This is a genomic window from Corynebacterium sp. TAE3-ERU2 (genome assembly GCF_019209955.1).
GTDB classification, from domain to species: Bacteria; Actinomycetota; Actinomycetes; order Mycobacteriales; family Mycobacteriaceae; genus Corynebacterium; species Corynebacterium megadyptis.
In genome coordinates this window covers 652,264-673,455 of sequence record NZ_JAHUTL010000001.1, presented here as the reverse complement: position 1 = coordinate 673,455, position 21,192 = coordinate 652,264, and the positions used below count along the sequence as shown (strand labels likewise).

Annotated in this window: 18 protein-coding genes; 10 read left to right on the top strand and 8 right to left on the bottom strand. The window is 62.4% G+C overall.

Annotation, left to right across the window (positions count from 1 at the left end; translation table 11 throughout):
* From KRX12_RS02945 to KRX12_RS02935, 3 genes are all read right to left on the bottom strand, one after another.
* Positions 1 to 1,395 (bottom strand): HtaA domain-containing protein (locus tag KRX12_RS02945; protein ID WP_218365641.1); only part of this gene is annotated, 1,395 nt, incomplete at its 3' end.
* 33 nt (positions 1,396 to 1,428) lie between these two features.
* Complete coding sequence (locus KRX12_RS02940) at positions 1,429 to 2,517, bottom strand: ABC transporter substrate-binding protein (protein ID WP_218364314.1); 1,089 nt, start codon at positions 2,515 to 2,517, stop codon at positions 1,429 to 1,431.
* Entirely contained in the window at positions 2,518 to 4,593 is a 2,076-nt protein-coding gene (locus tag KRX12_RS02935) for an HtaA domain-containing protein (RefSeq protein ID WP_218365640.1), read from the bottom strand.
* A 77-nt stretch (positions 4,594 to 4,670) separates the two neighbouring features.
* Between KRX12_RS02935 and KRX12_RS02930 the strand changes: the two genes are divergently transcribed.
* From KRX12_RS02930 to KRX12_RS02920, 3 genes are all read left to right on the top strand, one after another.
* Positions 4,671 to 5,105 (top strand): hypothetical protein, encoded by a 435-nt coding sequence (locus tag KRX12_RS02930; protein ID WP_218365639.1) that lies wholly within the window; start codon positions 4,671 to 4,673, stop codon positions 5,103 to 5,105.
* A gap of 164 nt (positions 5,106 to 5,269) precedes the next feature.
* Positions 5,270 to 8,068: an HtaA domain-containing protein gene (locus KRX12_RS02925; protein ID WP_218365638.1), complete on the top strand. Its 2,799-nt coding sequence runs from the start codon at positions 5,270 to 5,272 to the stop codon at positions 8,066 to 8,068.
* A 54-nt stretch (positions 8,069 to 8,122) separates the two neighbouring features.
* Positions 8,123 to 8,824 carry a hypothetical protein gene (locus tag KRX12_RS02920; protein ID WP_218365636.1) on the top strand — a complete coding sequence of 234 codons (702 nt, stop codon included), beginning with the start codon at positions 8,123 to 8,125 and terminating at the stop codon, positions 8,822 to 8,824.
* 1,097 nt (positions 8,825 to 9,921) lie between these two features.
* Here KRX12_RS02920 and KRX12_RS02915 read toward each other — a convergent pair.
* From KRX12_RS02915 to KRX12_RS02905, 3 genes are all read right to left on the bottom strand, one after another.
* Positions 9,922 to 10,692, bottom strand: a complete 771-nt coding sequence (locus tag KRX12_RS02915; protein ID WP_218365635.1) for a heme ABC transporter ATP-binding protein — start codon at positions 10,690 to 10,692, stop codon at positions 9,922 to 9,924.
* A gap of 45 nt (positions 10,693 to 10,737) precedes the next feature.
* Positions 10,738 to 11,811 (bottom strand): iron ABC transporter permease, encoded by a 1,074-nt coding sequence (locus KRX12_RS02910; protein ID WP_151529828.1) that lies wholly within the window; start codon positions 11,809 to 11,811, stop codon positions 10,738 to 10,740.
* 87 nt (positions 11,812 to 11,898) lie between these two features.
* Positions 11,899 to 12,789, bottom strand: a complete 891-nt coding sequence (locus tag KRX12_RS02905) for an A/G-specific adenine glycosylase (RefSeq protein ID WP_218365633.1) — start codon at positions 12,787 to 12,789, stop codon at positions 11,899 to 11,901.
* 81 nt (positions 12,790 to 12,870) lie between these two features.
* Here KRX12_RS02905 and KRX12_RS02900 point away from each other — a divergent pair, with 81 nt between their 5' ends.
* Both KRX12_RS02900 and KRX12_RS02895 read left to right on the top strand, forming a co-directional pair.
* On the top strand, positions 12,871 to 13,500 hold the full coding sequence (locus KRX12_RS02900) for a carbonic anhydrase (RefSeq protein WP_218364305.1): 630 nt from the start codon (positions 12,871 to 12,873) through the stop codon (positions 13,498 to 13,500).
* 99 nt (positions 13,501 to 13,599) lie between these two features.
* Complete coding sequence (locus KRX12_RS02895; protein ID WP_218365631.1) at positions 13,600 to 14,265, top strand: hypothetical protein; 666 nt, start codon at positions 13,600 to 13,602, stop codon at positions 14,263 to 14,265.
* Between the two features lie 3 nt (positions 14,266 to 14,268).
* On the opposite strand, the gene radA is transcribed toward KRX12_RS02895, so the two are convergent.
* On the bottom strand, positions 14,269 to 15,687 hold the full coding sequence (gene radA / locus KRX12_RS02890; protein ID WP_218365630.1) for a DNA repair protein RadA: 1,419 nt from the start codon (positions 15,685 to 15,687) through the stop codon (positions 14,269 to 14,271).
* 168 nt (positions 15,688 to 15,855) lie between these two features.
* Positions 15,856 to 16,410 carry a hypothetical protein gene (locus tag KRX12_RS02885; RefSeq protein ID WP_218365627.1) on the bottom strand — a complete coding sequence of 185 codons (555 nt, stop codon included), beginning with the start codon at positions 16,408 to 16,410 and terminating at the stop codon, positions 15,856 to 15,858.
* 480 nt (positions 16,411 to 16,890) lie between these two features.
* Between KRX12_RS02885 and KRX12_RS02880 the strand changes: the two genes are divergently transcribed.
* The 5 genes from KRX12_RS02880 (at position 16,891) to rlmB (ending at position 21,166) form a co-directional block, all read left to right on the top strand.
* A complete protein-coding gene (locus KRX12_RS02880) occupies positions 16,891 to 17,469 on the top strand; it encodes a CarD family transcriptional regulator (RefSeq protein ID WP_218364301.1) in 579 nt (192 codons plus the stop codon).
* 21 nt (positions 17,470 to 17,490) lie between these two features.
* Positions 17,491 to 18,225, top strand: coding sequence for a 2-C-methyl-D-erythritol 4-phosphate cytidylyltransferase (ispD, locus tag KRX12_RS02875; protein WP_151529822.1), 735 nt, complete (start codon positions 17,491 to 17,493; stop codon positions 18,223 to 18,225).
* Positions 18,218 to 18,706 carry a 2-C-methyl-D-erythritol 2,4-cyclodiphosphate synthase gene (gene ispF / locus KRX12_RS02870; RefSeq protein WP_151529821.1) on the top strand — a complete coding sequence of 163 codons (489 nt, stop codon included), beginning with the start codon at positions 18,218 to 18,220 and terminating at the stop codon, positions 18,704 to 18,706. Before ispD ends, ispF begins: the two co-directional genes overlap by 8 nt.
* 5 nt (positions 18,707 to 18,711) lie before the next feature.
* Positions 18,712 to 20,088, top strand: a complete 1,377-nt coding sequence (cysS, locus tag KRX12_RS02865; RefSeq protein WP_218365626.1) for a cysteine--tRNA ligase — start codon at positions 18,712 to 18,714, stop codon at positions 20,086 to 20,088.
* Positions 20,089 to 20,221: 133 nt separating this feature from the next.
* Positions 20,222 to 21,166 carry a 23S rRNA (guanosine(2251)-2'-O)-methyltransferase RlmB gene (gene rlmB, locus KRX12_RS02860; protein ID WP_218365624.1) on the top strand — a complete coding sequence of 315 codons (945 nt, stop codon included), beginning with the start codon at positions 20,222 to 20,224 and terminating at the stop codon, positions 21,164 to 21,166.
* Positions 21,167 to 21,192: the final 26 nt, after the last annotated feature.

Below are 21,192 nucleotides of genomic sequence, written 5' to 3'. Positions count from 1 at the left end.
GCCACCGCCGCCGCCGACAGCGCCGCCGCCGCCGTCAGCGTCGCCGCCGTCGGCATCGCCACCGTCGGTGTTGCCGTTGTCAGCGTCGCCAGCGTCGCCCTCGCCAGCGTCGGCATCGCCGTTATCGGTGTCGCCCTCGCCAGCGTCGCCGCCGTCAGCGTCGCCGGGGGTTTCGGAGTCGCCAGCGTCGGCATCGCCCTCGCCAGCGTCGCCGCCGTCAGCGTCGCCGTTATCGGTGTCGCCCTCGCCAGCGTCGCCGCCGTCAGCGTCGCCGCCGTCAGCGTCGCCGCCGTTATCGGTGTCGCCCTCGCCAGCGTCGCCGCCGTCAGTGTCGCCGTTATCGGTGTCGCCCTCGCCAGCGTCGCTGCCGTCAGCGTCGCCGCCGTCAGTGTCGCCGCCGTTATCGGTGTCGCCCTCGCCAGCGTCGCCGCCGTCAGTGTCGCCGCCGTCAGTGTCGCCGCCGTTATCGGTGTCGCCCTCGCCAGCGTCGCCGCCGTCAGTGTCGCCGGGGGTTTCGGAGTCGCCGCCGTCAGCGTCGCCGGGGGTTTCGGAGTCGCCAGCGTCGGCATCGCCACCGTCGGCATCGCCACCGTCGGCATCGCCGTTATCGGTGTCGCCCTCGCCAGCGTCGCTGCCGTCAGCGTCGCCACCGTCGGCATCGCCGTCACCCGGAACCGGCTCGGAATCAGGCTTATTGCAGTCCTCACCGAAGGTCACAGAGCCCACCTTCAGCGGTGATACGGGTTCCTTCTCACTATAGTAAAAGCCGCCAAATGCGACCTTTCCTTCTTCGGTCATGTAACCTTCACCGTCGCTTGTGAAGGTGACGGTCTCGCCCCACTGGCCAGTGAACGGTTCGGAGAGGGTCCACTCTGCGAAACGAACATTGTTCATGGTCTCCCATTCGCCAATGGTCGTGATGCCCTCAAACTTGCGGAACTTTGCATCCAGGTACATCACGGCCTGCGTGCCAGTGATCTCGAGGCGGAAATCGGAGAAAGTAATGTTCAATTTCGCATTCTCGCCTTCTCCGTGCCCGATGAAGTGGAGGGTACCGGGAACAAACAGGGTTGCGGAGTCGGGATCCGCGGAGTATGCCTGCCCAGCGGTGAAGGTCCAGTTCTTTCCGCTACCCGCATCGGTCACGGAGCCAGTGGACTCCACGCTGCCTCGGGCGGCACCGGTTGTGATGTACCTAACAAGGGAGTCACGCACACTCCATTCGAAGGTACCGCTGTGGGCGGCAACGATCTTATTGTCGGCAACACAGTTCTTGTCCTGCACTACCTCTGCGAAGGCAGTGGCGGGGGTGAGGGAGACTGCGAGTGACGCAGAGACTGCACCAGCAAGCGCCATGCGGCGAATCCGGGCGCGGGAAGAGCGATTCAGGGACATGGTGTTAGATACCTTTCGATATGAGGATCGGTGTTACTGGGAGTTGGGGTTGTACAGGGCAGTGGCGAAGGCGAGAATCATCTCGCCCGTCTGAGGGCCGAAGCTCAAGGCTTGGCTGTCCGCGATGGTGATGAAGCGTTTATTCTTGGCTGCCTCAGTCTCGGCCACGCCGGGGCGGGAGAGCATGCCATCGACACCGCCGGTGGACTCGAGCCCTTTGGACATCATCACGATGACATCGGGATTGAGCTTGGCGAAGGCTTCGGCATTGGCCGGGGCCATGTCGGCGATATCGGCTTCCTTGGCCGCATCCACCGCGCCCACAGACTCGAAGAGTTCTGCGGTGCCGCTTTCCGGTCCAAGAATGAAGAACACCCCAGAGGAACCTCGCGCGTACACGAAGGCAGCGCGGGGAGCCTGATCGGGGACGATCTCGCTGACGGCGTCGATTGCTTCATCGCGTTCCTTTTCCGCGCGTTCCGCGAGTTCTTCACCCTCGTCGTCGAGGCCTACGACCCCGGCGATGGTGCGGATGTCGTCGCCAATCGATGCCATCTTCCGGCTCGGATTGATCACCACGGTGGTCACGCCGGCATCGCGGAGCTGGTCAATAGCTGAGTCTGGGCCGATGGAGTGATCCACGATGATCAGACTCGGGTCGAGAGCCAGCACGGCCTCCACATTGATGTTGTGGCCACCTTGGGTCACCACCGGCAGCTCCTGCAAGCTGGGCTCTTCGGAACTGACGGTGCGGCCCACGATGTTGTCTCTGAGCCCCAGGCCCGCAATGGTGCGGGAGGTAGTGCCGTAGAGGTCCAGAGGCATGATCCGCGAGACATCGGTGACGGTGACGTCGTAGCCATCAGAGTCGCTGAGCTCCACGGGAAGCTCAGGGCTGACGTCCTCGGCTACGGGAGTGACATCCCCGACGAGCTGAGTCTCTACAGCTCCGCTATCGCCGACCTCTGCGGAGCTGCTGTTCAGGTTCTCCAACGCCTGCTCGAAACTGGTTTGTTCGGCGCGAGCGTTGTTGTTGTTATCACCGGGTGTGGATACGTTGAGTCCACATCCGGCGAGCACAACGGAGCCGATGAGGCTCAGTGCCGCGAGGCGAATTTTCACTTAGGCTCCTTTCTTTTGTCGCACCGCGAGGTAGCTGGTTCCGGCTGCCGCAAAGATGAACATGACGCCACCGGCGAGGAGCTGCCATGGGCTCATGCCCTCACTGACAGACGCCAGAGCGGTGTCTTCCGCCTTCTTGTTCTTCTTTTTGTTCTTGAACTCGACGTCCTTGCCCTCTTCGAACATGGACTCTTCCTCGCCTTCGCCCTCGGCCTCGGCCAGTTCTTCTTCATCGATCACGCCGTCACCGTTGAGGTCCACAGCGTCGACCGAATCGCCATTGGCGAGGGCGTCGGCAGCGGCCGCACCAATCGAGGCCATTCCGCCGGTGCCGCCGGCGGAGCTGGAGGTGGCGGCCGAACCATCAGCGCAGGCGGATTTCCCGCTGAGCTTGGCGCGGAAGTTCACTGGGTCCATGGCTGTTCCGGGTGGATAGAACTCGGCAAAGGCGCGGGACCCGGCTTGGGTGAGCACCACGTTCGCAGAACCAGACACAGCGGAGCTAGTGGCGTTGAGGCTGGTCACCTGCAGGGTGCCGATAGCCACATCACCGAAGTTGGAGGGGTTGCCCGAGGTGTCGGAGGAGGTGACATTGGCTACGAGCTGGCCCGTGTTGCCCTTGATCACCACGCGTGGGTTACGGATCTTCATGTCCAGTTTCCCCTTGTGGCCATTGAAGGCCACGGTGCCGGAGGTAGCGATCGTGCCGGCGCGTGCATCGGGATCGAAGCTGCCGGATCGACCGGAGAACACGAAGATGCCGCCATTGTCGCGAACGCCGCTGGTGCGCCAGCCACCCTTCGCAATCGAGCCGCGAATATAGCTGCGGAAGGATTGCTTGACTCCCCACGCCACTTGTCCGGAGGACACGCCATTACAGGTGCGCGCCGACGCGGACTGTCCGGGTGCGGCCGCCACGGGCTTCGTGCCACCCGCGTTGCCGGAGACACCAGGCGCGTTCGGGGGAACAATACCGCCGTCGGAGTCGGTATTACCGGGAGTGTCCGCACCCCAAGGAGCGTCACCGAAGGGGTCGCCGCCAGCGTTGCCACCGGCGGGTGCTTCGGAGTCCCCGCCACCTGGGCGGGAGTTGTCCGAGTTCCCGTTATCGGTCTCGCGGCCAGGCTGCGGCTTCTTTCCGGAGTTCGAGGAGTCTCCACCGGAATCCCCAGGCGTGGGCTTGGGGACTGTGCCGCAGGCTTTTTTCACCTTGATGGTGAGGGTGACTGGGTCCAGAGTGTCGCCGGCGCGGTAGAACTCAGAAAGCGCCTGGGAACCACGCTCGGTGATACGCGCTTCAGCCACGTGCGTACCCGAGGTAATGGGAGCCGTCCGGAACTCGAGATCGGCGAAGGGTACATCTTTTCCCAGCTCCTTCACTGGGTTACCTTCGGCGTCTTGGCTGTACATCGAGGTAAAGAGCTTCGCTTTGCGCGGGGAGATCATTTTCACGGCGGGATCTTCGAAGCTGGTCTTGAGCAGCCCACCGTGGCCGTTGAACTCCACCTTGCCTTCGCTACGGATCAGTCCCTCAACCTCACCGGTAGTCACAAACCCCTTGTCGATGGGGAAGATGAAGCTGCCGTTGTTCTCCTTCGCTGGGGCGCTGACCTTCCAGCTGCCCTTGGCGATCGGCCCCTTGATGTATTTCCGGAAGGACTCCCGCACACCCCAGGACAGATCGCCAGAAATGTTCACGCCTTCAGATGCGGAGCATCGCGAGGGTGAAGATGGCTCGGGCTCGGGGCTGGGCGAGGGGCTGGGCTTGGGGCTAGGGGAGGGCTTGGTGGTCTCCGTCGGCTCGGCGGGGGATGGTTCTGGCTGCTGCCAGCTGCCGGAGGAACTCCACAGGTCTGCGGATGACGATGCCTTGGACTGGCTGGTGCTTGGGTCTGGCTGCTCCTTAGTCGTAGAGGATGTGGCACTGCTTGTCGTTGTGGTGGTGGTGTCTGCCGCAGCGGCCGTGGGAGCTAGCGGCATGACACATGCGGCCGTCAAGGCAGCCGCTGATAACCCCGCTGCCAGTCGGCGGCGGGTGCGCTGCCGACGGACGCGGGGCAGAAGTGAGAGTGACATATACTCACCCCTCCTTTACATGTTTGCGCAAAGGTTAAACCAAGAGAGAGGAAAAGTATAGGGTAGGCTAACGAGGCATGTGTTCGGACCAAGATTATTTTGCACCAGAAAAAGGGGACCCAGCAGGGGTCTTAGATGAACATAAATATTATGCCGTTACCCCCATAGAGAGGGGGCTGTTCGCCTTCGTGATGGCGGCAGTGGCGGTATCCATAACGATGGGGAACGCTTATCTGTTTATTGGATTCGCCACAGCATTGCTGGCCTGCGTTATTGCTATATTCTTTCACCCTCTGCGGCGGCGGTTGCGGGCCATGGGGGCCGCGGAGAAAAGAGTGAAAAGCCCAGCTAAGACAGTAGTTGTGACCGTGGCGATGTGGGCAGTGGTGTTTATGCTCATCATTATTTTCTCCGCTTGGACCCCGCCGGAGGAGTGGCTCACAATAGTCGGCTATATAGCTGTTGGTCTATGTTCAATTGCGGCTACTCAGCTCGCTTTGAGCAATGTATGAAATAAACGAATATCAATCTATACCCCCTGCGGGGGTGTACCTGTTCTGCGTATATAGATAGGCATGATTACCCCCTATTGTCCATGTCATCCTATGTGTAGTTACCTCATTAGGAGCAAGGGCAGCCTAACTAGGGGCTGCGTGGATTATCGAGTGAGGGCACAGTGACATCTTCCAATCGAGCACAGACTGGAAATATTCTTAACCGCACCATCGTGGCCTGCACGGCCGCCACGACCGTCTCTCTGGCGGGGATGCTTTACCCCAGCGCTATCGCTGGAGCGGTGGAGGCCGGTGGCGGCGAGGTGGCGTCGACAAGCGATAACCAGCAGAGTGCGGAATACATGGAGTGGGCGCTGCGCGAGAGCTTCATCAATTATGTGGGCGGCGCGACGAGTGTGAGCGGCGGGGCGAGCAAGACCATCGAGGGTGATGCCCGGGTCGAGCGCGGTTATCGATTCACGCTGAAGAAGGTCAGCTACGACGAGGACACCGCAACCACCCGCGCCGAGTTCAACGGCACCGTGCACTTCCTGCAATATTGCAGCGGATCGACGCCCGCCCGCGGCAGCTGCGCTCTGGACCTAGAGTTCAGCGATCCGACGATCGTGGTGGGCGAGGACTCCTATCTCGAGATGGACGTCTACGCCAAGCAGTACCCCAGCGGGGACGTCTTTGAGAAGAAACGAGCGCGCATCGCGACGATCAACCCCTCCTCAGCCACGTTCACGCAGGACGGATCAATGGCGCAATGGAGCAATCTGGTGCCGACGCTCACCGCCGATGGGGTGCGTGCGTTCTCCAATTTCTACAATCTCGGCAGCCCGCTGGCGCCGGTCTCCTTCGCGTATGAGGGAAGCGGCGGCATGCCGGCCGGTGCGGAAGGCGGACGCAAGCTGGTTGGTGGGGTGCGCACCGATTTGGAGGCGGAATCCTCCCGCGCCGTGATGGTGGGCGACTATCTCGTGCTGGCCACCAAGAGCGGGCTGAGCGTGCTGGATGTGCGCACAATGCAGCAGATTCAGCACCTGTCCATTTCCTCGGATGACAGCGCCTGGGTGGTTTCGCCAGGCAAGAACACGCTGTTCTTCCTCGATGACGGCGCCGTGAAACAGGCTTCCGTGGGGCCGAAGGGTCTGGAGAACATCACTGAGGTGATCGCGAAGGACGAGGCCGGTACCATCACCGGCATCGCCAGCGCCCCCACCGAGGATGGCTGGGTGCTCTACGCGCTGCGCAATGAGGGCGCCGGCAATGCCACGCTGATCACCCGCAGCTCCGATGGCACCCGCAGCGACCGCGCGATTGCCAATGTTCGCTCCACCATTGACGGGCTGGATGCTGCCTCCGATCAGGCGTTGGGCTCCGTCTACGGCGAGAGCTACTCGTTCGCTCCGATGCGCGATATGGCCGTGCTTGATGACGGTTCGCTGCTGTTCTTCCCCGCCTCTGGGGTGGATCAGGACGAGGGCACCTGGCGAGTGCCGCCGCTGCGTATTGATCCCGCCGCCGACAACCTCCAAGCCACAGTGGTGCCTGGCAGCGATTCGGTGGCCGCCGATATGCGCCCCTCGGGCATGGTGGTTTCCGGGAACACGGTGGCCTTCTACAACGACAGGTACACCACGGGTTCTCGGGTGCAGTTCTTTACCTACAACAACGGTGAGCTCACTCCGCTTGGCGACGCCGCCCGCATCGGTGAACTACACAGCATTTCAGGGGTTGCGCCCCTCGGCGATGGCACCGCGGTAGTGACCGCCGAAAGCGATGGCTCCCTGAATGTGGTGGATATGCGCACCTTGGAAGTGATCGATAAACAGACCATTCCGAACACCAAGGGCACCAGTGGCACGACCCGCGTGCTTCTAGTCCGCAGCCCCGAAGACATCATCACCGGCGGCGTCGTCACTGACACCACAACCTATGAGGACTTCCTCGAGGTCAATCGCTTCGCCACCAGCGAGGCACTGGCTGTGGATAGCGAAGCCGAGGATGAAGAACTCCTCGGCGAGGAGGATGAGGACACCGAGGGCGGTGAAGGCGCCGAGGGCGGAGACGCTGAGAACGGTGAAGGCACCGAGGGCGAGGACACCGAGAGCGAGGACGCTGAGGGCGAAGAGAGCGGTGAGAGCACCGAGACATCCGACGCTGCTGAGCCTGAGGAGGACAACGACGCATCGGAATCCGGAGATACGGATGCCAGCGAGACCTCCTCGGAGCCGAGCCCGAGCGAGGATCCCAGTACTGAACCCAGCAGTGACCCGAGCGCAGAGCCGAGCACTGAACCCAGCGAGGAGCCGAGCGCTGAACCGAGTGACGAGCCGAGCGCTGAACCGAGTGACGAGCCGAGCTCCAGCGCAGAGCCGAGCGAGGACCCCAGCGAAGAGCCCAGCCCCAGCACGACCGCTGAACCCGACGCAGAAGACACGGATGAAGGTGCGGCCGAGGACGGCGATAGCGAGGATGCTCCAGAGAGCACCTCTGAGCCAGCCGAGGACAACGAGACGAGCACTGAGCCCTCGGAGTCAAGTAGTGCCACCGAGACTCCCGAGCCGAGCCCTGCCGCGCCAGAGACCTCGGTAGAGGAGACCCCTGACGCCGAGGACACCACAACCGCCGAGGCCCCTTCCTCCGAGAGCGCTCCGTCATCGTCGAGTGTTCCCTCGCCGAGCGAGACCAGCATCTCCCCCGCGCCCAGCGTTGTCAGTGGCCCCGCATCTCAAGGCGTGGAGACCCCAGCCGAGACACAGCCTGCCCCGAAGCCGGTAGAAAACTCGGCGGCGCCCGTCTCCCCGCAGGAGCGCGAGGCGGCGAGCGCAGGCTCTGCCGCAGCGGAGAAGTCCGGTTTGGCCCGCACGGGTGCGGCGGTGCGCGGCATGGCGATTGTCGCCGGACTCATCAGCGCTATTGGTGTGGCGTTGATCGTGCGTGCTCGCGTGCAACGGTCGAAGAACGAGTGCTAGCCTTACCCCATTTTGGCACCGTAATGCATGCAGGCCGTGTACAGTTAGAAAACTATGGAGAGCATTATGCAAGTTTTGAGAACGGTTGATTACGTTCTGCCGTCCGTTAGTTTGATTATTGGTTTCGGTCTCGGGATTATAAACAACGTATGGATTGATAAACGTACTGAGAAAAAGAGCAAAGAGGAAAAAGAGCGCTACGAAAGAGAACTTAGGCGCCGCGAAGAAGAGCGATTGGAGCAAATGCGATGCGAGGGCTTGGCGCGTCAACGGCGGGCGGTAGCTGACTGCTCGAAAGGAATTATTGAGGATTTAAATCAGGTAAAAGAACAGGCCCCACAATCTTATCTTCTTGGCGTCGACGGAGACGCGGAGTTTGATAAAAAATGGCCCGTGTTGCTAGAAAAATTTTACTGGAGATGCACGATTCGTGTTGACCAGTGCGCTCTCGATGTGACTGATACGGAAGTAGTAAAAGAACTAGTAGAGGCTCGTTCATATATCACTCATCAAATAAAATACTTGACCGAAAAAGCTTCCGAGAATGGGAGGCCGTTAAAACCCGAAGAGCGCATTGAACGGGCCAGGGTGTTGAAGTATCGATGGGATAGTGAAATGTCCAGCCTGATGTGCACGCTAATAACGGTGGCGAGGCTCCGTGTTCATTACGAACCGTGGTTGGATTCCTCTGATCTTTCCGAAAAGGCGCTGTTTGATAGTGGCAGCGATCGTGGGGCGGGCGATGATCAGAAATAAACGCAACTCTATACCCATGCCCGCATATAGCAAACGAGAGCTGAATCCCTATTTTGGAAGTGGCACTACTGTAGTCAAAATATTTTAGACTCGCCCATCCCGCCATGTAGTCGGGGGGGGCATGCTCAAGGCGGCCAGTACCATGTTTCCGAGTGGTGATCAACCATAGATTCCGCGCATTAAGGTGCTCAAAGTGGGAATGTAATTTGGGGAAGTAGTGGAACCGTTAGCACTACCGGACGTAGTTGGCTCGATGTCCAGTTCCATCGTTTATGGGACTGTCAATCGTTTGTCTATCGGCTCGAGGGCGTGCGCAGATAGCGGCATAGTCGTCCCAGTCGTGGTTGCTTCTCTCTAGTTTAGCTGGCACTCCGCCGGTTTATGCGGGATCCACAGCTGAAGAGTTGGTGGTGATGGGCTCGTAACAAGAAAACAGTTCCAGCTTGGCGGTTATGTTATTTGCGTAATGCTTGTGAATTACTTTGTTAGAGAAGTTTATAGGTACTAACGTAAACCGCCTGTCATTGATATTGCTGGGAGATATTGCCTAGGGGTTCTGTTTCGTGTTTTTGATTAGCGACAGTCCTATTGCTCTGGATTTGGCGGGGCTATTGTTGTCGAAGATGGCAGTTAAATTGGTTGCGCAAATGTCAGTCACCACTTGTTTGCTGAGGTAGTGTCCAGTGCTTCTGGTGTAGAAAAAGATTTCCTTGACGCTATCGATTGTTTTTAAAATACTGTTTGGTCCAAGTGGTTTCTATCCTCTTCTAGTCCTAGAGAGGATATAGTCTGCAGTCTTGTGCCTGTCGTTGTATGGTGCGAATATTTCCCGAGGGGGAAGTTCTCTCTGTGTTTGTCTAGTTATTTTTCGAGCGTGTTTTTGCTTTACGTGATTTGTCTTTATGGCGGAAGTAGTGGTGCCGCGATAAAGGCGGTGTTGCAAAAAACTATGTTATATTTTAGCATCCTGCGAAGTTTACCTAGCTTTCGTCTAAGTCTCGGCGGTGTAGGCGCACCCCGTTTTAGCGCATTAAACCCTATTTGGGAAAACAGCGGTGAGCATTCACCGCTGTTTTTCTATTCTCGCCTTCGCCGCTTTAGCGCGGGCGAATCCACGGGTGCTCGCCCTCCCAGGTGACGTCGATGTCCCAGCCGTAGACAGAGCTGAGAATCTCGGGGGTGCACACCTCGCGCGGGGTGCCAGAGACCACCACGCGGCCGTGTTGCAGCAGCACGAGTCGATCGCAGTGCCGGGCAGCGGTGGCGAGATCGTGGACGATGATGAGCACCCCGCGGCCGGTTTGGGCGACGCGACGGATGGTGCGCATGGTGGCCTCGGCCCGGCCGATGTCCATGGCAGCGATCGGTTCGTCGAGAAGCATCGCCTGCGATTGCTGCGCAATCACGCGTGCTAGGGCGGCCCGGGCGCGCTCACCGCCGGAAAGCGTGGAGACTTCGCGGTCGGCGAACTCGGTGAGATCGAGCAGTTCGAGGGCCTCCTGCACAATCTCCGCGTCGCGGTCCGGATCGGGCTTCCATGGGGTGCGGCCCATGGCCACCACGTCCTCGACGGTGAAGGAAAAGGCTACCGAGGTGTCTTGCAGCATCACCGAACGCAGCTGTCCGGCTTCCCGCGGTGAGGTTTCGGCGTAGCTGCGCCCGGCGAGCTGCACCTCGCCGGAGTTGGGGGTGTAGTCGCCGGAGAGTGCGGCGAGGAGGGTGGATTTGCCGGCGCCATTGGGGCCGATCAGCCCGAGCACCTCACTGGGCTGAAGCTCGATGGAGATATCGCTGAGCAGGTCACGTTCCGTGTTATCTACGGTGATGCTCACGTTCAGGTTCTTCGCTGATAGCAGGGGAGTGCTCATGGGGTACTCGACTCGGTGTGTCCTCTTCAAACGGGGGCGGTGGGTTTAGAGCTGGCCGCGCTTGAGCAAGTTGCGGCGCAGCAGCACGAAGAACATCGGCCCGCCCACGAGGGCGGTGAAGATGCCAATGGGCAATTCGGAATAGGGGATGAGGATTCTGGCCACCAGATCCGCGCCGGTGACGAGGGTGGCGCCGCCGATCGCAGAAAGCGGCACCAGCCAGCGATTCGAGGGGCCGATACCTTGGCGCAGAATATGCGGCACGATCAGCCCGACAAAGGAGATGATGCCGGCGAAGCTCACCGCTGCGGCGCACAGCGCAGTGGATAGGGCGATCACTCCTGGGCGCAGCACCTTCATATTCGCCCCGGCATGGGCGGCGGCGCGCTCGCCGAGCGCCAATAAGTCCAGCGAGGGGGAGATGCGAATAGCAAGAGCAATGCAGACCGCGATGGGAATAAGGACTGTCACCACGTGCGGCCATTGGGCGCCGTTGAGCGAGCCCATCTGCCAGAAGATGATCTGCTCGCGGGAGGTGGTGGGCGCCAAAAACACCAAGAAGCTAATGGCGGCCCCAGCGACGGCATTGACGGCGATGCCGGTGAGGATCAGAGTCACCACTTTGACGCTGCCGCGGATGGAGGAGAGCAGATACACCAAGGCCGCGGTGGCGATACCGGAGATAAACGCCAGCACGGGCACCGTCGCGGTGGAGACAAACACGAGGTTGAACACGATGGCCACGGCCGCGCCCACGGCGCAGCCACTGGTCACGCCGATCACGCCGGGTTCTGCCAGGGGATTGCCCAATAAGCCTTGCAGCAGCGCCCCCGCTACGCCCAAGGCGGCACCGACGAGGAGGCCTAACACAACGCGGGGCATGCGCACATTCCAGATCACGGAATGGGTGGCATCCACCCCGGTGTCGCCATAGGGCCCGGCAAATAAGGATTCGATGGTGCGCTGTGGGGCTATGCCGTACTGGCCCAGGGCGATATTGGCGATTATGCTGAGCAGGCAGGCGCCGATGAGCGCGGCAATCCAGAGGGTGCGATAGCGCTGGCCGCGCGGGCGCTGGGCGGCGTCGGCGCGGCGACGTCGAGTGGCGAGGGTAGTCATGGGCTCCCTTAGTACGCAGACAAAATATTAAAGTAAGCCTACCCTGTCGCCAGAGTGCTGTGCTGGTTGCTCTTCCGTGCCGTGTTCTTAGCGCGGCAGGGCGAAATGATCGTCGGCTACCGCTTCGAGTAAACCGTCGTCGAGCAGCGAAAATAGTGCCCGCGCCAGCTGTGCCTTGTCCTCCCACACCGCATCGATCTCTGCCCGCTCTACCTGTTTGTGGGCGCGGGCCAAGGCCATGATCTTTCCCCGCACTTGGCGATCGGTGCCCTGGAATTTCTGCACTCGCTTCTTGCTGGCCGCTAGTTCCGCCGCGCTGGGCTCCGGGCAGCCCGCGAGCTGCCAGCGACAGCTGTTCAGCAAGGGGCATTCCGTGCAGCGCGGCGAGGAGGCGGTACAGACCAGTGCTCCGAGCTCCATGATGGCGGTGGACAGCTCCGCGGCGCGCTCCTCCGCTGCGGCATCGGTGCCGGCGGGCAGCAGCGCCTCCACATCGGCCAGATCCTTCTTGCGGGCAGGTCGGGGCAGATAGCGGCCATGCACCGCCCGGGAGATAACGCGCCGAACATTGGTATCAACCACCGGAACGCGGCGTCGATAATGAAAAGCAAGGACCGCCCGCGCGGTGTAGTCGCCGATACCAGGCAGATCCAGCAGCGCTGCAAGATCGTCGGGAACCTCGCCGTGGTGGCGGTCGGTGATGGCCTGGGCGCATTCCTTGAGCCGCAGCGCCCGGCGCGGATAGCCCAGCCGATCCCAGGCGGTGAGGATGTCTGCGGTGGAGGCCTGCGCCACATCCTGCGGGGTGGGCCAGCGCCGCATCCACGCCTCCCACTGCGGTTCGACCCGCGCCACCGGGGTCTGCTGGCTCATGACCTCGGAAACGAGCACGCCCCAGGCGCTGGTGCCGGGCGCGCGCCACAGCAACGGGCGGCGGTGGGCGGTGAACCATGTCAGAAGTGCGGCCGAGTTAAACATCAGGGTTTATTAGCCTAGTAGGGGGGATATGTAGAGCAATAAGCACCCATGATGTCCTGCCGGAGTGGAAGAATGACACGTATGGGTAAAGCTGAAAACTACAAGACGCTCACTCCGCAGGAAGCCTGGGATGTGTTGCAGGAGGGCAATAGGCGATGGCGGGAGATGAGTCCCGCGTATCCCCGCCAGTGCTCGCAGCGTCGCGAAGAATTGCGTGAGGGGCAGGCGCCGAGCGTGTGCGTATTGGCCTGCTCGGATTCGCGTGCACCCATTGAGACCATCTTCGATCAGGGACTCGGCGATGTTTTCGTGATCCGCACCGCCGGAGAAACCGTGGACAACGCCGTGCTGGCCTCCTTGGAATTCGCGGTGGAGGGCCTTGGTGTGCCGCTCTTGGTGGTACTCGGCCACCAATACTGCGGTGCGGTTGCTGCCACCGTCGGCGCGCTCGACGAGGGCCCCATCCCAGAGCGTTTCCAACGCGAGCTGGTGCAGCAGGTGGCCCCCTCGGTTATCGAGGCCCGCCGCAAGGGCGGTGACAGCACCGATGACTACGAGCGCGAGCACGCCCTGCAAACGCTGAAGTCGGTCATTCACCGTATCCCCATCATTCAGGAGCTTGTCGACGCCGGCACGCTCGGTGTCGTCAGCGCGCGCTACCGCCTCGACGACGGCGTGGTGGAGAAGCTCATCGCCTTCGGCGTGGAGTAGGCTCCGGCCCAGGATTCGGGCGCTGAGCTGTAAGAATGAGGCAGACACGCCGGTGTAGTTGCGGGCTGTCTCGCAGGGAGTGCAGTTAAGCTAGAGGGCGTGAACACTCCCAGACCGCAGAAGAGACTGCCCGATGAGATCTACATGCGCCGCCGCGTTGCGGCCGTGGTGATCTTGGTTGTCGTCATTGGCCTGCTTGTGTGGATCATCAGCGCGCTGGCCGGCGGGGACGATAATTCCACCGAACCGGATAACGCCGCACAGACCACCGCCACCTCTGCTAGTAATGAGGAGACGAACACGGACGAGGGCGAAGCTGACTCGGGGGAGGCGTCGACAAGCGTCGAAACCTCCGCGAAGGAAGAGCCGAAGCCCAGCTGCCGCTTGGAGGATCTAGAGATCCGGGCGGAGATGAGGCAATCGGAGTTCGAACCGAACCAGACTCCGACCTTCTACATGATCGTCAATAACCCCACCAAGGCGGACTGCACCATTGACCTGAGCAAGGAGCAGCTGCGCTATGAGGTGTATAACCTCGACACCAGCGAGCGGGTGTGGGCGGACACGGACTGCAACCCGCCGGAGGATGACTCCGATAAGGTCTTCGAGGCAGGAACCGAGACCAACTATGAGGCGCAGTGGTCCAAGACCACCTCGGCACCGGGGCAATGCGATAACCGGCAGCGGGTGCCCAGCGGCGCCTACTTCCTGCACACCGTCATCGGCGATAATGCCTCCGAGGCTGTGACCTTCAACCTGAAATAGCCGCTAGCGCCGAGAATCGAGAGCCACGATCGCATCCTGGATCGTGGCTACTTCTCTAATATCCATCGATCGGGCGCCCTTTGGTGCGCCGGCGGGCAGATTCCCCGCGGGAATCAGGGCGCGGGTATAGCCGAGGCGGCTGGCCTCCACGAGGCGCTTATCGGCGTCCGGGACTCGCCGAATCTCCCCGGCCAGGCCGACCTCGCCGAGCACCACGGTGCGGGAGGGCAGCGGGCGGCGATTCATCGCGCTCACCGTGGCCAGCGCCACCGCGAGATCCGCTGCGGGTTCGCTGACCCGCATGCCCCCGACCGTGGCGACATACACCTCTTTATCGTCCGAGCGCTTCTGGGCGCGGGCCGCCAACACCGCCAGGATCATCGGCACGCGGGTGGCGTCGAGGCCCGTGACGGCGCGCCGCGGATTCTTCGATTGCGTGTCTACTAGGAGAGCCTGCACCTCGGCGAGTATGGGGCGCACCCCATCCATGGTGACCGTCACCGCCGAGCCATCGGGGGTGGTGCCCATGTGGGAAAGAAAGAGCCCGCTGGGGTCTTTGACCTCCTTGATTCCGGAGGAGGTTTGTTCGAAACAGCCCACCTCATCCGTGGCACCGAAACGGTTCTTCATCCCGCGCAGCATGCGCAGCGAGGAGTGCTTATCGCCCTCGAAGTTGAGCACCACATCCACCAGGTGCTCGAGCACCCGTGGGCCGGCAACAGTGCCGTCCTTGGTCACATGCCCCACCAGCAGCACGGGGATACCGGAGGCCTTGGCCATGCTGGTCAGGGCGGCGGTGACCGCGCGCGACTGGGCCACTCCGCCCTGCACGCCATCTACATCGGCGGCGGTGACAGTCTGCACCGAGTCCACGATCACCAGCGAGGGCTGGAGCTGCGTGATGTGGCCAAAAATGGTGTCGAGATCCGACTCGGCCGCAAGGTAGAGGCTCTCCCGCAGTCCGCCGGTGCGCTCGGCGCGCATGCGGACCTGCCCCGCGGACTCTTCGGCGGTGACATAGAGGGCGGTGCGGGTGCTCTCCCCCTCACGCTGCGCGGCCCAGCGGGCGGCGACTTCTAGCAGCAAGGTGGACTTTCCCACGCCCGGCTCACCGGCCATCAGCACCACGGATCCGGGCACAATACCGGCTCCCAGCACGCGATCCAGTTCGGAGATACCGGTGGTCATCGCCAGCGAGGAGGTGGGGTCGATGCTGGTGATCGATGCCGCCGCCGTGGTGGGGGTGAGCCCCTGGGTGGAACGAGACGCCGCCGCACCGCCGCGTCCCGTGGCGTGCTGGGCTGGGGCGGCCTGCTCTGTCAGCGTGCCCCACTCGCCGCAGCTGGGGCAGCGTCCCAGCCACTTCGGGCTCGAATGGCCACACTCGGAGCAGACGAATGCTGTTTTAGGTTTGCGGGCCATGCAGCAGAGCCTTTCTAGACAAGGGGAGCGGATGGGCGAGGCAGGCGCGGCTGCACGGGGCAGGCGGGAGGCACGCCCGCGGCGAGCGCAGCAGCATGCAAAAATCCGGCATCATCAACTCTTGGAGGAAGTGTTGAGGATACCGGATAGGGCACGCGCGGTGGTGGTTTAGTTCTCCACTTCGCGATCGCTCATGAAGGTTTCCTGCTGGTTGCCGGCGACGGTGGCGATCATGTCGATCGTGGCGTCATCGAAGGTGAAGGTCACGCTCACATTGCCGCCGATGGGGAAGCCCGGGTTATTCACGCTGGAGGTGGCGTAGGTGATGCAGGCATCGTCCTTGCCCGGCTTCTTCAGGGCCTTAATATTCTGCGCGGTATCGGCCACGAGAGAGCAGTTCTGCCCCAGCGAGGGATTAGCGGAGAGCTGCACCTCATTGCCTTCGATCTCGACGGACTTAAGGGTGTGCGAGGTGCCACTCGGATCCTGGTTGATCGCAGTGAACTTCAGGCCAGTGGTGGCGTCTTCCTCCACAATCACGTGGACATCCCGCACGGCCATGAGGCCATCCTCGGTGCCAGCGGAGGCACCGTCCACAGCGGCAACCTGATCAGAGGTCTGGGAGACCTGTCCGGCACCGCAGGCGGCGAGTGCAAGGGCCGAGAGGCCGGCCACCGCAGCCAGTCCGGCGCGACGGGCTGCCGAGTTCAGTGGATTCTTCACGTTCAATGCCCTCCATCTAAGGCTTCGCATGGATCTAGATTATTAACAGTCACTCTAGCTAATTCTAAGGTTATTCACACAGTTTCTTCCCCGTACGGGGGCGAGACTGAGACGGGTATTACCGCCTGCTTAGGGCACACTATCCCAGGCGCGCAGGCCCCGCTACGACCGCCGCTGCGGGAGGAAAAGCGGGCTGTTCCCGCGGTGATCGTACGAGCTGAACTGGGCACTCTCCAGCAGCGGTGCTGCGGGTGCGTGCCTGCAACTGCCGAGCTGCATCCGTCGGCGCGGCGTGACACCGGATGCGGCAGGGTCGGGGAGGGGCCCAGACCGGCGAGGCCGGCGCCGCAGGTGGCGGTGCTGGCGTGCTAGAATAGACGCGCTTTACGTATCAGTATCGTGGCGCAGTACGCGCCGCGAACTGTGGAGCCGCCAACGCAGTGAGTCACACATTTCCCAGTGAAGAGAGTGCAAAAAGGTATGGATTTTAAGGTCGGAGACACGGTCGTCTACCCCCATCACGGTGCCGCCCGCATCGAGGCCATGGAGCAGCGGCAGATGGGAGACGACGTGCTCGACTTCCTCGTGCTGCAGATCCTGCAGTCCGATCTGGTGGTGCGAGTTCCTGCCAAGAACGTGGAGCTGGTGGGCGTTCGCGATGTCGTGGGCGATGAGGGCCTGCGCAAGGTCTTCTCGGTGCTGCGCGATATGGATGTGGAAGAGGCCGGCAACTGGTCTCGCCGCTATAAGGCCAATCAGGAGCGCCTCGCCTCGGGTGATGTGAATAAGGTCGCCGAGGTGGTGCGTGATCTGTGGCGCCGCGATCAGGACCGCGGCCTGTCCGCAGGTGAGAAGCGCATGCTGGCCAAGGCCCGCCAGATCCTGGTGGGCGAGCTGGCCCTTGCCAAGGAGCTGGACGAGTCCAAGGCGGAGGAGCTCGAGAAACAGTACGCCGACGCCATCGCGCGGCATCGCGCCGCCGCGTCGGGAGTCACCGCCCCGGTGGAGGACGATGACCTCGATGATGTGGACCTCGACGACCTCAACTTCGACGACTAACCCGCAGCCCGCCGCGCCGCCATGTCCCCCACAGTGACTGCGATTATTGCCGCCGCCGGTTCCGGCACCCGCCTCGGTGCGCCGATGCCGAAGGCCTATGTGCCGCTGCGCGGGGTGACCTTATTAGAGCGCAGCATCACCGCGATGCTCACCTCCCAGGTGGTCGATGCCATCGTGGTCACCGTCAGCCCCGACATGGAGGACTACGCCCGCACCTTGCTGCGGAAACGGGGCCTTGACGGCGAGGTGACCCTAGTGCATGGCGGTGCCGAGCGCGCCGATTCCGTGTGGCGCGGATTGCAGGCCATCACTCATGAGCAGGGCGTTGTGCTGGTGCACGATAGCGCCCGCGCGCTCACCCCGCCGGGCATGATCGCCCGCGTCGCCCGAGCCGTGGTCCAAGGCGCGCCCGCGGTGATCCCGGTGCTGCCGGTGGCGGATACCATCAAGGAGATCCGCGAGGTAGACGGGCAGCAGCAGGTGGCATCCACCCCAGATCGCTCCACCTTGCGCGCCGTGCAAACCCCGCAGGGTTTTGATTTGGCGGTGCTCCGCGAGGCCAACCGCGCCTATTTCGCCCAGCCGAGTTTTGTGGCCACCGACGATGCCAGCCTCATGGAATGGTTCGGGGTGCCGGTGCGCTGTGTGCAGGGCGATCCCATGGCCTTTAAAGTAACCACCCCCATGGACATGCTCCTGGCCACTCAGGTGACCGATAGCGCCGAGTCCACGATTTTCGAGGTGCCCAGTGACTAGCCCCATCATCCCCCGCGTCGGCATCGCCACCGATGCCCACCAAGTCCAAGACGGCAAAGACTGCTGGATCGCCTGCCTTCTCTTCCCCGGCCAGCCCGGCTGCGAGGGGCATTCCGATGGTGACGTTGTGGCGCATGCGCTTGTCGACGCCCTGCTCTCGGCGGCCAACCTCGGCGACCTGGGTAGTTTCGTCGGTGTGGGGCGGGCCGAATATGACGGCGTCAGTGGCGAGCAGCTCCTGCGCGAATGCCGCCAGCTGCTCGATGAGCACGGGTTTGTCATCGGCAACGTTGCCGCCCAGCTTGTGGGCCAGTCTCCACGATTAGGACAGCGTCGACAAGAAGCAGAAGAAAAGATCTCCGAGATTCTGGGCTGCCCGGCATCCATCGCGGCCACCTCGACCGACCACTTAGGCTTCACCGGCCGCCATGAGGGGCGCGCCGCCGTTGCTACCGCCGTGGTGTGGCAACCGTTAGACTAAGCGGCGTGACTTTACGCATTTTTGATACCGCAACCCGTAGCCAACGTGATTTCATCCCCGTGCGGGAAGGGCACGCCAGCGTCTACCTCTGTGGCGCTACCGTGCAAACCATCCCGCATATTGGGCACGTGCGTTCCGGTGTGGCCTTCGATATTTTGCGTAATTGGCTGGAAGCCAAGGGCCTTGATGTGGCGTTTATCCGCAACGTCACCAATATCGACGATAAAATCCTGAGCAAAGCGGCCGAGGCCGGCCGGCCGTGGTGGGAGTGGGCCGCCACGCACGAGCGCGCCTTTACCTGGGCCTATGATCAATTGGGCGTGACCCCGCCCTCGCTCGAGCCACGCGCCACCGGCCATATCACCGAGATGATCGACTATATCCAGCGAATCATCGACAATGGCCACGGCTATGCCGCGGAGGGCAATGTGTACTGCCAGCCCACCACGATCGAGAACTACGGCATGATCTCCGGCCAGAAGCTCGAGGAGCTGGACCAAGGCGAATCGGCGGGCACCGGCAAGCGCGATCCGCGCGACTTCACCCTCTGGAAAGCCGCCAAGCCCGGTGAGCCCTCCTGGCCCTCGCCCTGGGGTCCGGGGCGTCCCGGCTGGCATATCGAATGCTCCGCCATGGCCACCGCCTATCTTGGCGCGGAGTTCGATATCCACTGCGGCGGGCTGGATCTGCAATTCCCGCACCACGAGAACGAGACCGCCCAGGCGCACGCGGCCGGCGATGGCTTCGCCAACTTCTGGATGCACAACGGCTGGGTCACCATGTCCGGGGAGAAGATGTCGAAATCCCTCGGCAATGTGCTTTCCGTACCGAATATCCTCGAGCTGGTGCGGCCGGTGGAATTGCGCTACTACCTCGGTTCCGCCCACTATCGCTCCATGCTGGAGTACTCGGAGCAGTCGCTCACCGAGGCCGCCCAAGGCTATCGCCGCATCGAGGCCTTCCTCGATCGCGTGGGCCCGGTGGAGTCCACCACCTGGACCGAGGCCTTCGAGCAGGCCATGGACGACGATCTGGGTGTGCCCGCGGCGCTGGCAGAGATCCACAATGCGGTGCGTCGCGGCAATCAAGCACTGGCCGATGGGCGCACCGAGGACGCCCGCGCCGTTGCCGGCCAGGTGCGCGCCATGGCGGCGGTGCTGGGTGTGGATCCGCAGTCGCCAGTGTGGGCCGCCCGCCGCGATAGCGGCGACTCCGAGGCCACCAAGGCCCTCGACGTCTTGGTCGGAGCCGAGCTGGAGCGCCGCGCCGAGGCCCGCGCCGCCAAGGATTGGGCCACCGCCGATGCGGTGCGTGATCGCCTCCAGGCCGCAGGCATCACCGTGGTAGACGGCAAAGATGGCGCGAGCTGGACTTTAAGCTAAGCTAACCGGATGCGCTGGCACCGGCGCCACCGTAGATGCGAGCCCAGTGACAGTTCATCGCAGACGCGGCGTTGCGTCCTGGAGAAGGCACCCGCGGTGTGCGCGAGACGATGTATGAGGAATAGAGACAATCATGGGACAGAAGAACCGGCACGGCGGCGTTCGCAAATCCAATAAGAAGGGCGCGCCCAAGGGCAGCGGCGGTTTGGGCCGTAGGGCTTTGCGCGGCAAGGGGCCGACCCCGAAGGCCGAGGACCGCGAGTACCACAAGGCCTATAAGGCCAAGCAGGAAAAGAAGCGCCGCGATCAGGGCCGCCACTTTAAAAAGACCACCGTGGATGAGCTGGTCGTCGGCCGCAACCCGGTGGTGGAGTGCCTGCACGCCAAGGTGCCCGCACAGACGCTGTACGTGGTGGCGGGAACCTCCTATGATGAGCGCCTCAACGAGGCCGTTACCTTGGCCAAGTCCAAGGACATCGCCATCGTGGAGGTGCCGCGCCCCGAGCTGGATCAGATGACCGGCAATGGCCTGCACCAGGGTATTGGTCTGCTCATCGAGCCCTATAGCTACAAAAACGTGGAGGATCTCATCGCCGAGATTGCCGCGCTCCCCGAACCGGGCATGGTGGTGTGTTTGGATAACATCACCGACCCGCGCAACCTGGGCGCGATCATCCGCTCGGTGGCAGCTTTCGGTGGCCACGGGGTCGTGATTCCCGAGCGTCGTTCCACCCACGTCACGGGCGTGACCTGGCGTAGCTCCGCGGGTACGGCCGCCCGCGTGCCCGTGTCGAAGGTGACGAACATGACGCGCACCGTCAAGACCTTCCAAGACAATGGCTACCAAGTCGTCGGCCTCGATGCCGGCGGCGATCACACCCTCGATACCTATGATGGCACCACTCCTGTGGTGATCGTGGTCGGCTCTGAGGGCAAGGGTATTTCCCGGCTGGTGCGGGAGAACTGTGACACCCTGATGTCCGTGCCCATGGCGGAGTGGGTGGAATCACTCAACGCCTCCGTGGCAGCGGGCGTGGTGCTCAGCGAGTTCGCCCGCCAACGCCGCGTCGGCCACTAGTAGCAAAACGCAGCACTACGCAGCAG

Bases quoted from the DNA above. Each gene is read 5' to 3' on its own strand.
- KRX12_RS02935 (WP_218365640.1), bottom strand. From the start codon at position 4,593: ATGTCACTCTCACTTCTGCCCCGCGTCCGTCGGCAGCGCACCCGCCGC.
- KRX12_RS02930 (WP_218365639.1), top strand. From the start codon at position 4,671: ATGTGTTCGGACCAAGATTATTTTGCACCAGAAAAAGGGGACCCAGCA.
- KRX12_RS02920 (WP_218365636.1), top strand. From the start codon at position 8,123: ATGGAGAGCATTATGCAAGTTTTGAGAACGGTTGATTACGTTCTGCCG.
- KRX12_RS02915 (WP_218365635.1), bottom strand. From the start codon at position 10,692: ATGAGCACTCCCCTGCTATCAGCGAAGAACCTGAACGTGAGCATCACC.
- KRX12_RS02910 (WP_151529828.1), bottom strand. From the start codon at position 11,811: ATGACTACCCTCGCCACTCGACGTCGCCGCGCCGACGCCGCCCAGCGC.
- KRX12_RS02905 (WP_218365633.1), bottom strand. From the start codon at position 12,789: ATGTTTAACTCGGCCGCACTTCTGACATGGTTCACCGCCCACCGCCGC.
- KRX12_RS02900 (WP_218364305.1), top strand. From the start codon at position 12,871: ATGGGTAAAGCTGAAAACTACAAGACGCTCACTCCGCAGGAAGCCTGG.
- radA (WP_218365630.1), bottom strand. From the start codon at position 15,687: ATGGCCCGCAAACCTAAAACAGCATTCGTCTGCTCCGAGTGTGGCCAT.
- KRX12_RS02880 (WP_218364301.1), top strand. From the start codon at position 16,891: ATGGATTTTAAGGTCGGAGACACGGTCGTCTACCCCCATCACGGTGCC.
- ispD (WP_151529822.1), top strand. From the start codon at position 17,491: ATGTCCCCCACAGTGACTGCGATTATTGCCGCCGCCGGTTCCGGCACC.
- rlmB (WP_218365624.1), top strand. From the start codon at position 20,222: ATGGGACAGAAGAACCGGCACGGCGGCGTTCGCAAATCCAATAAGAAG.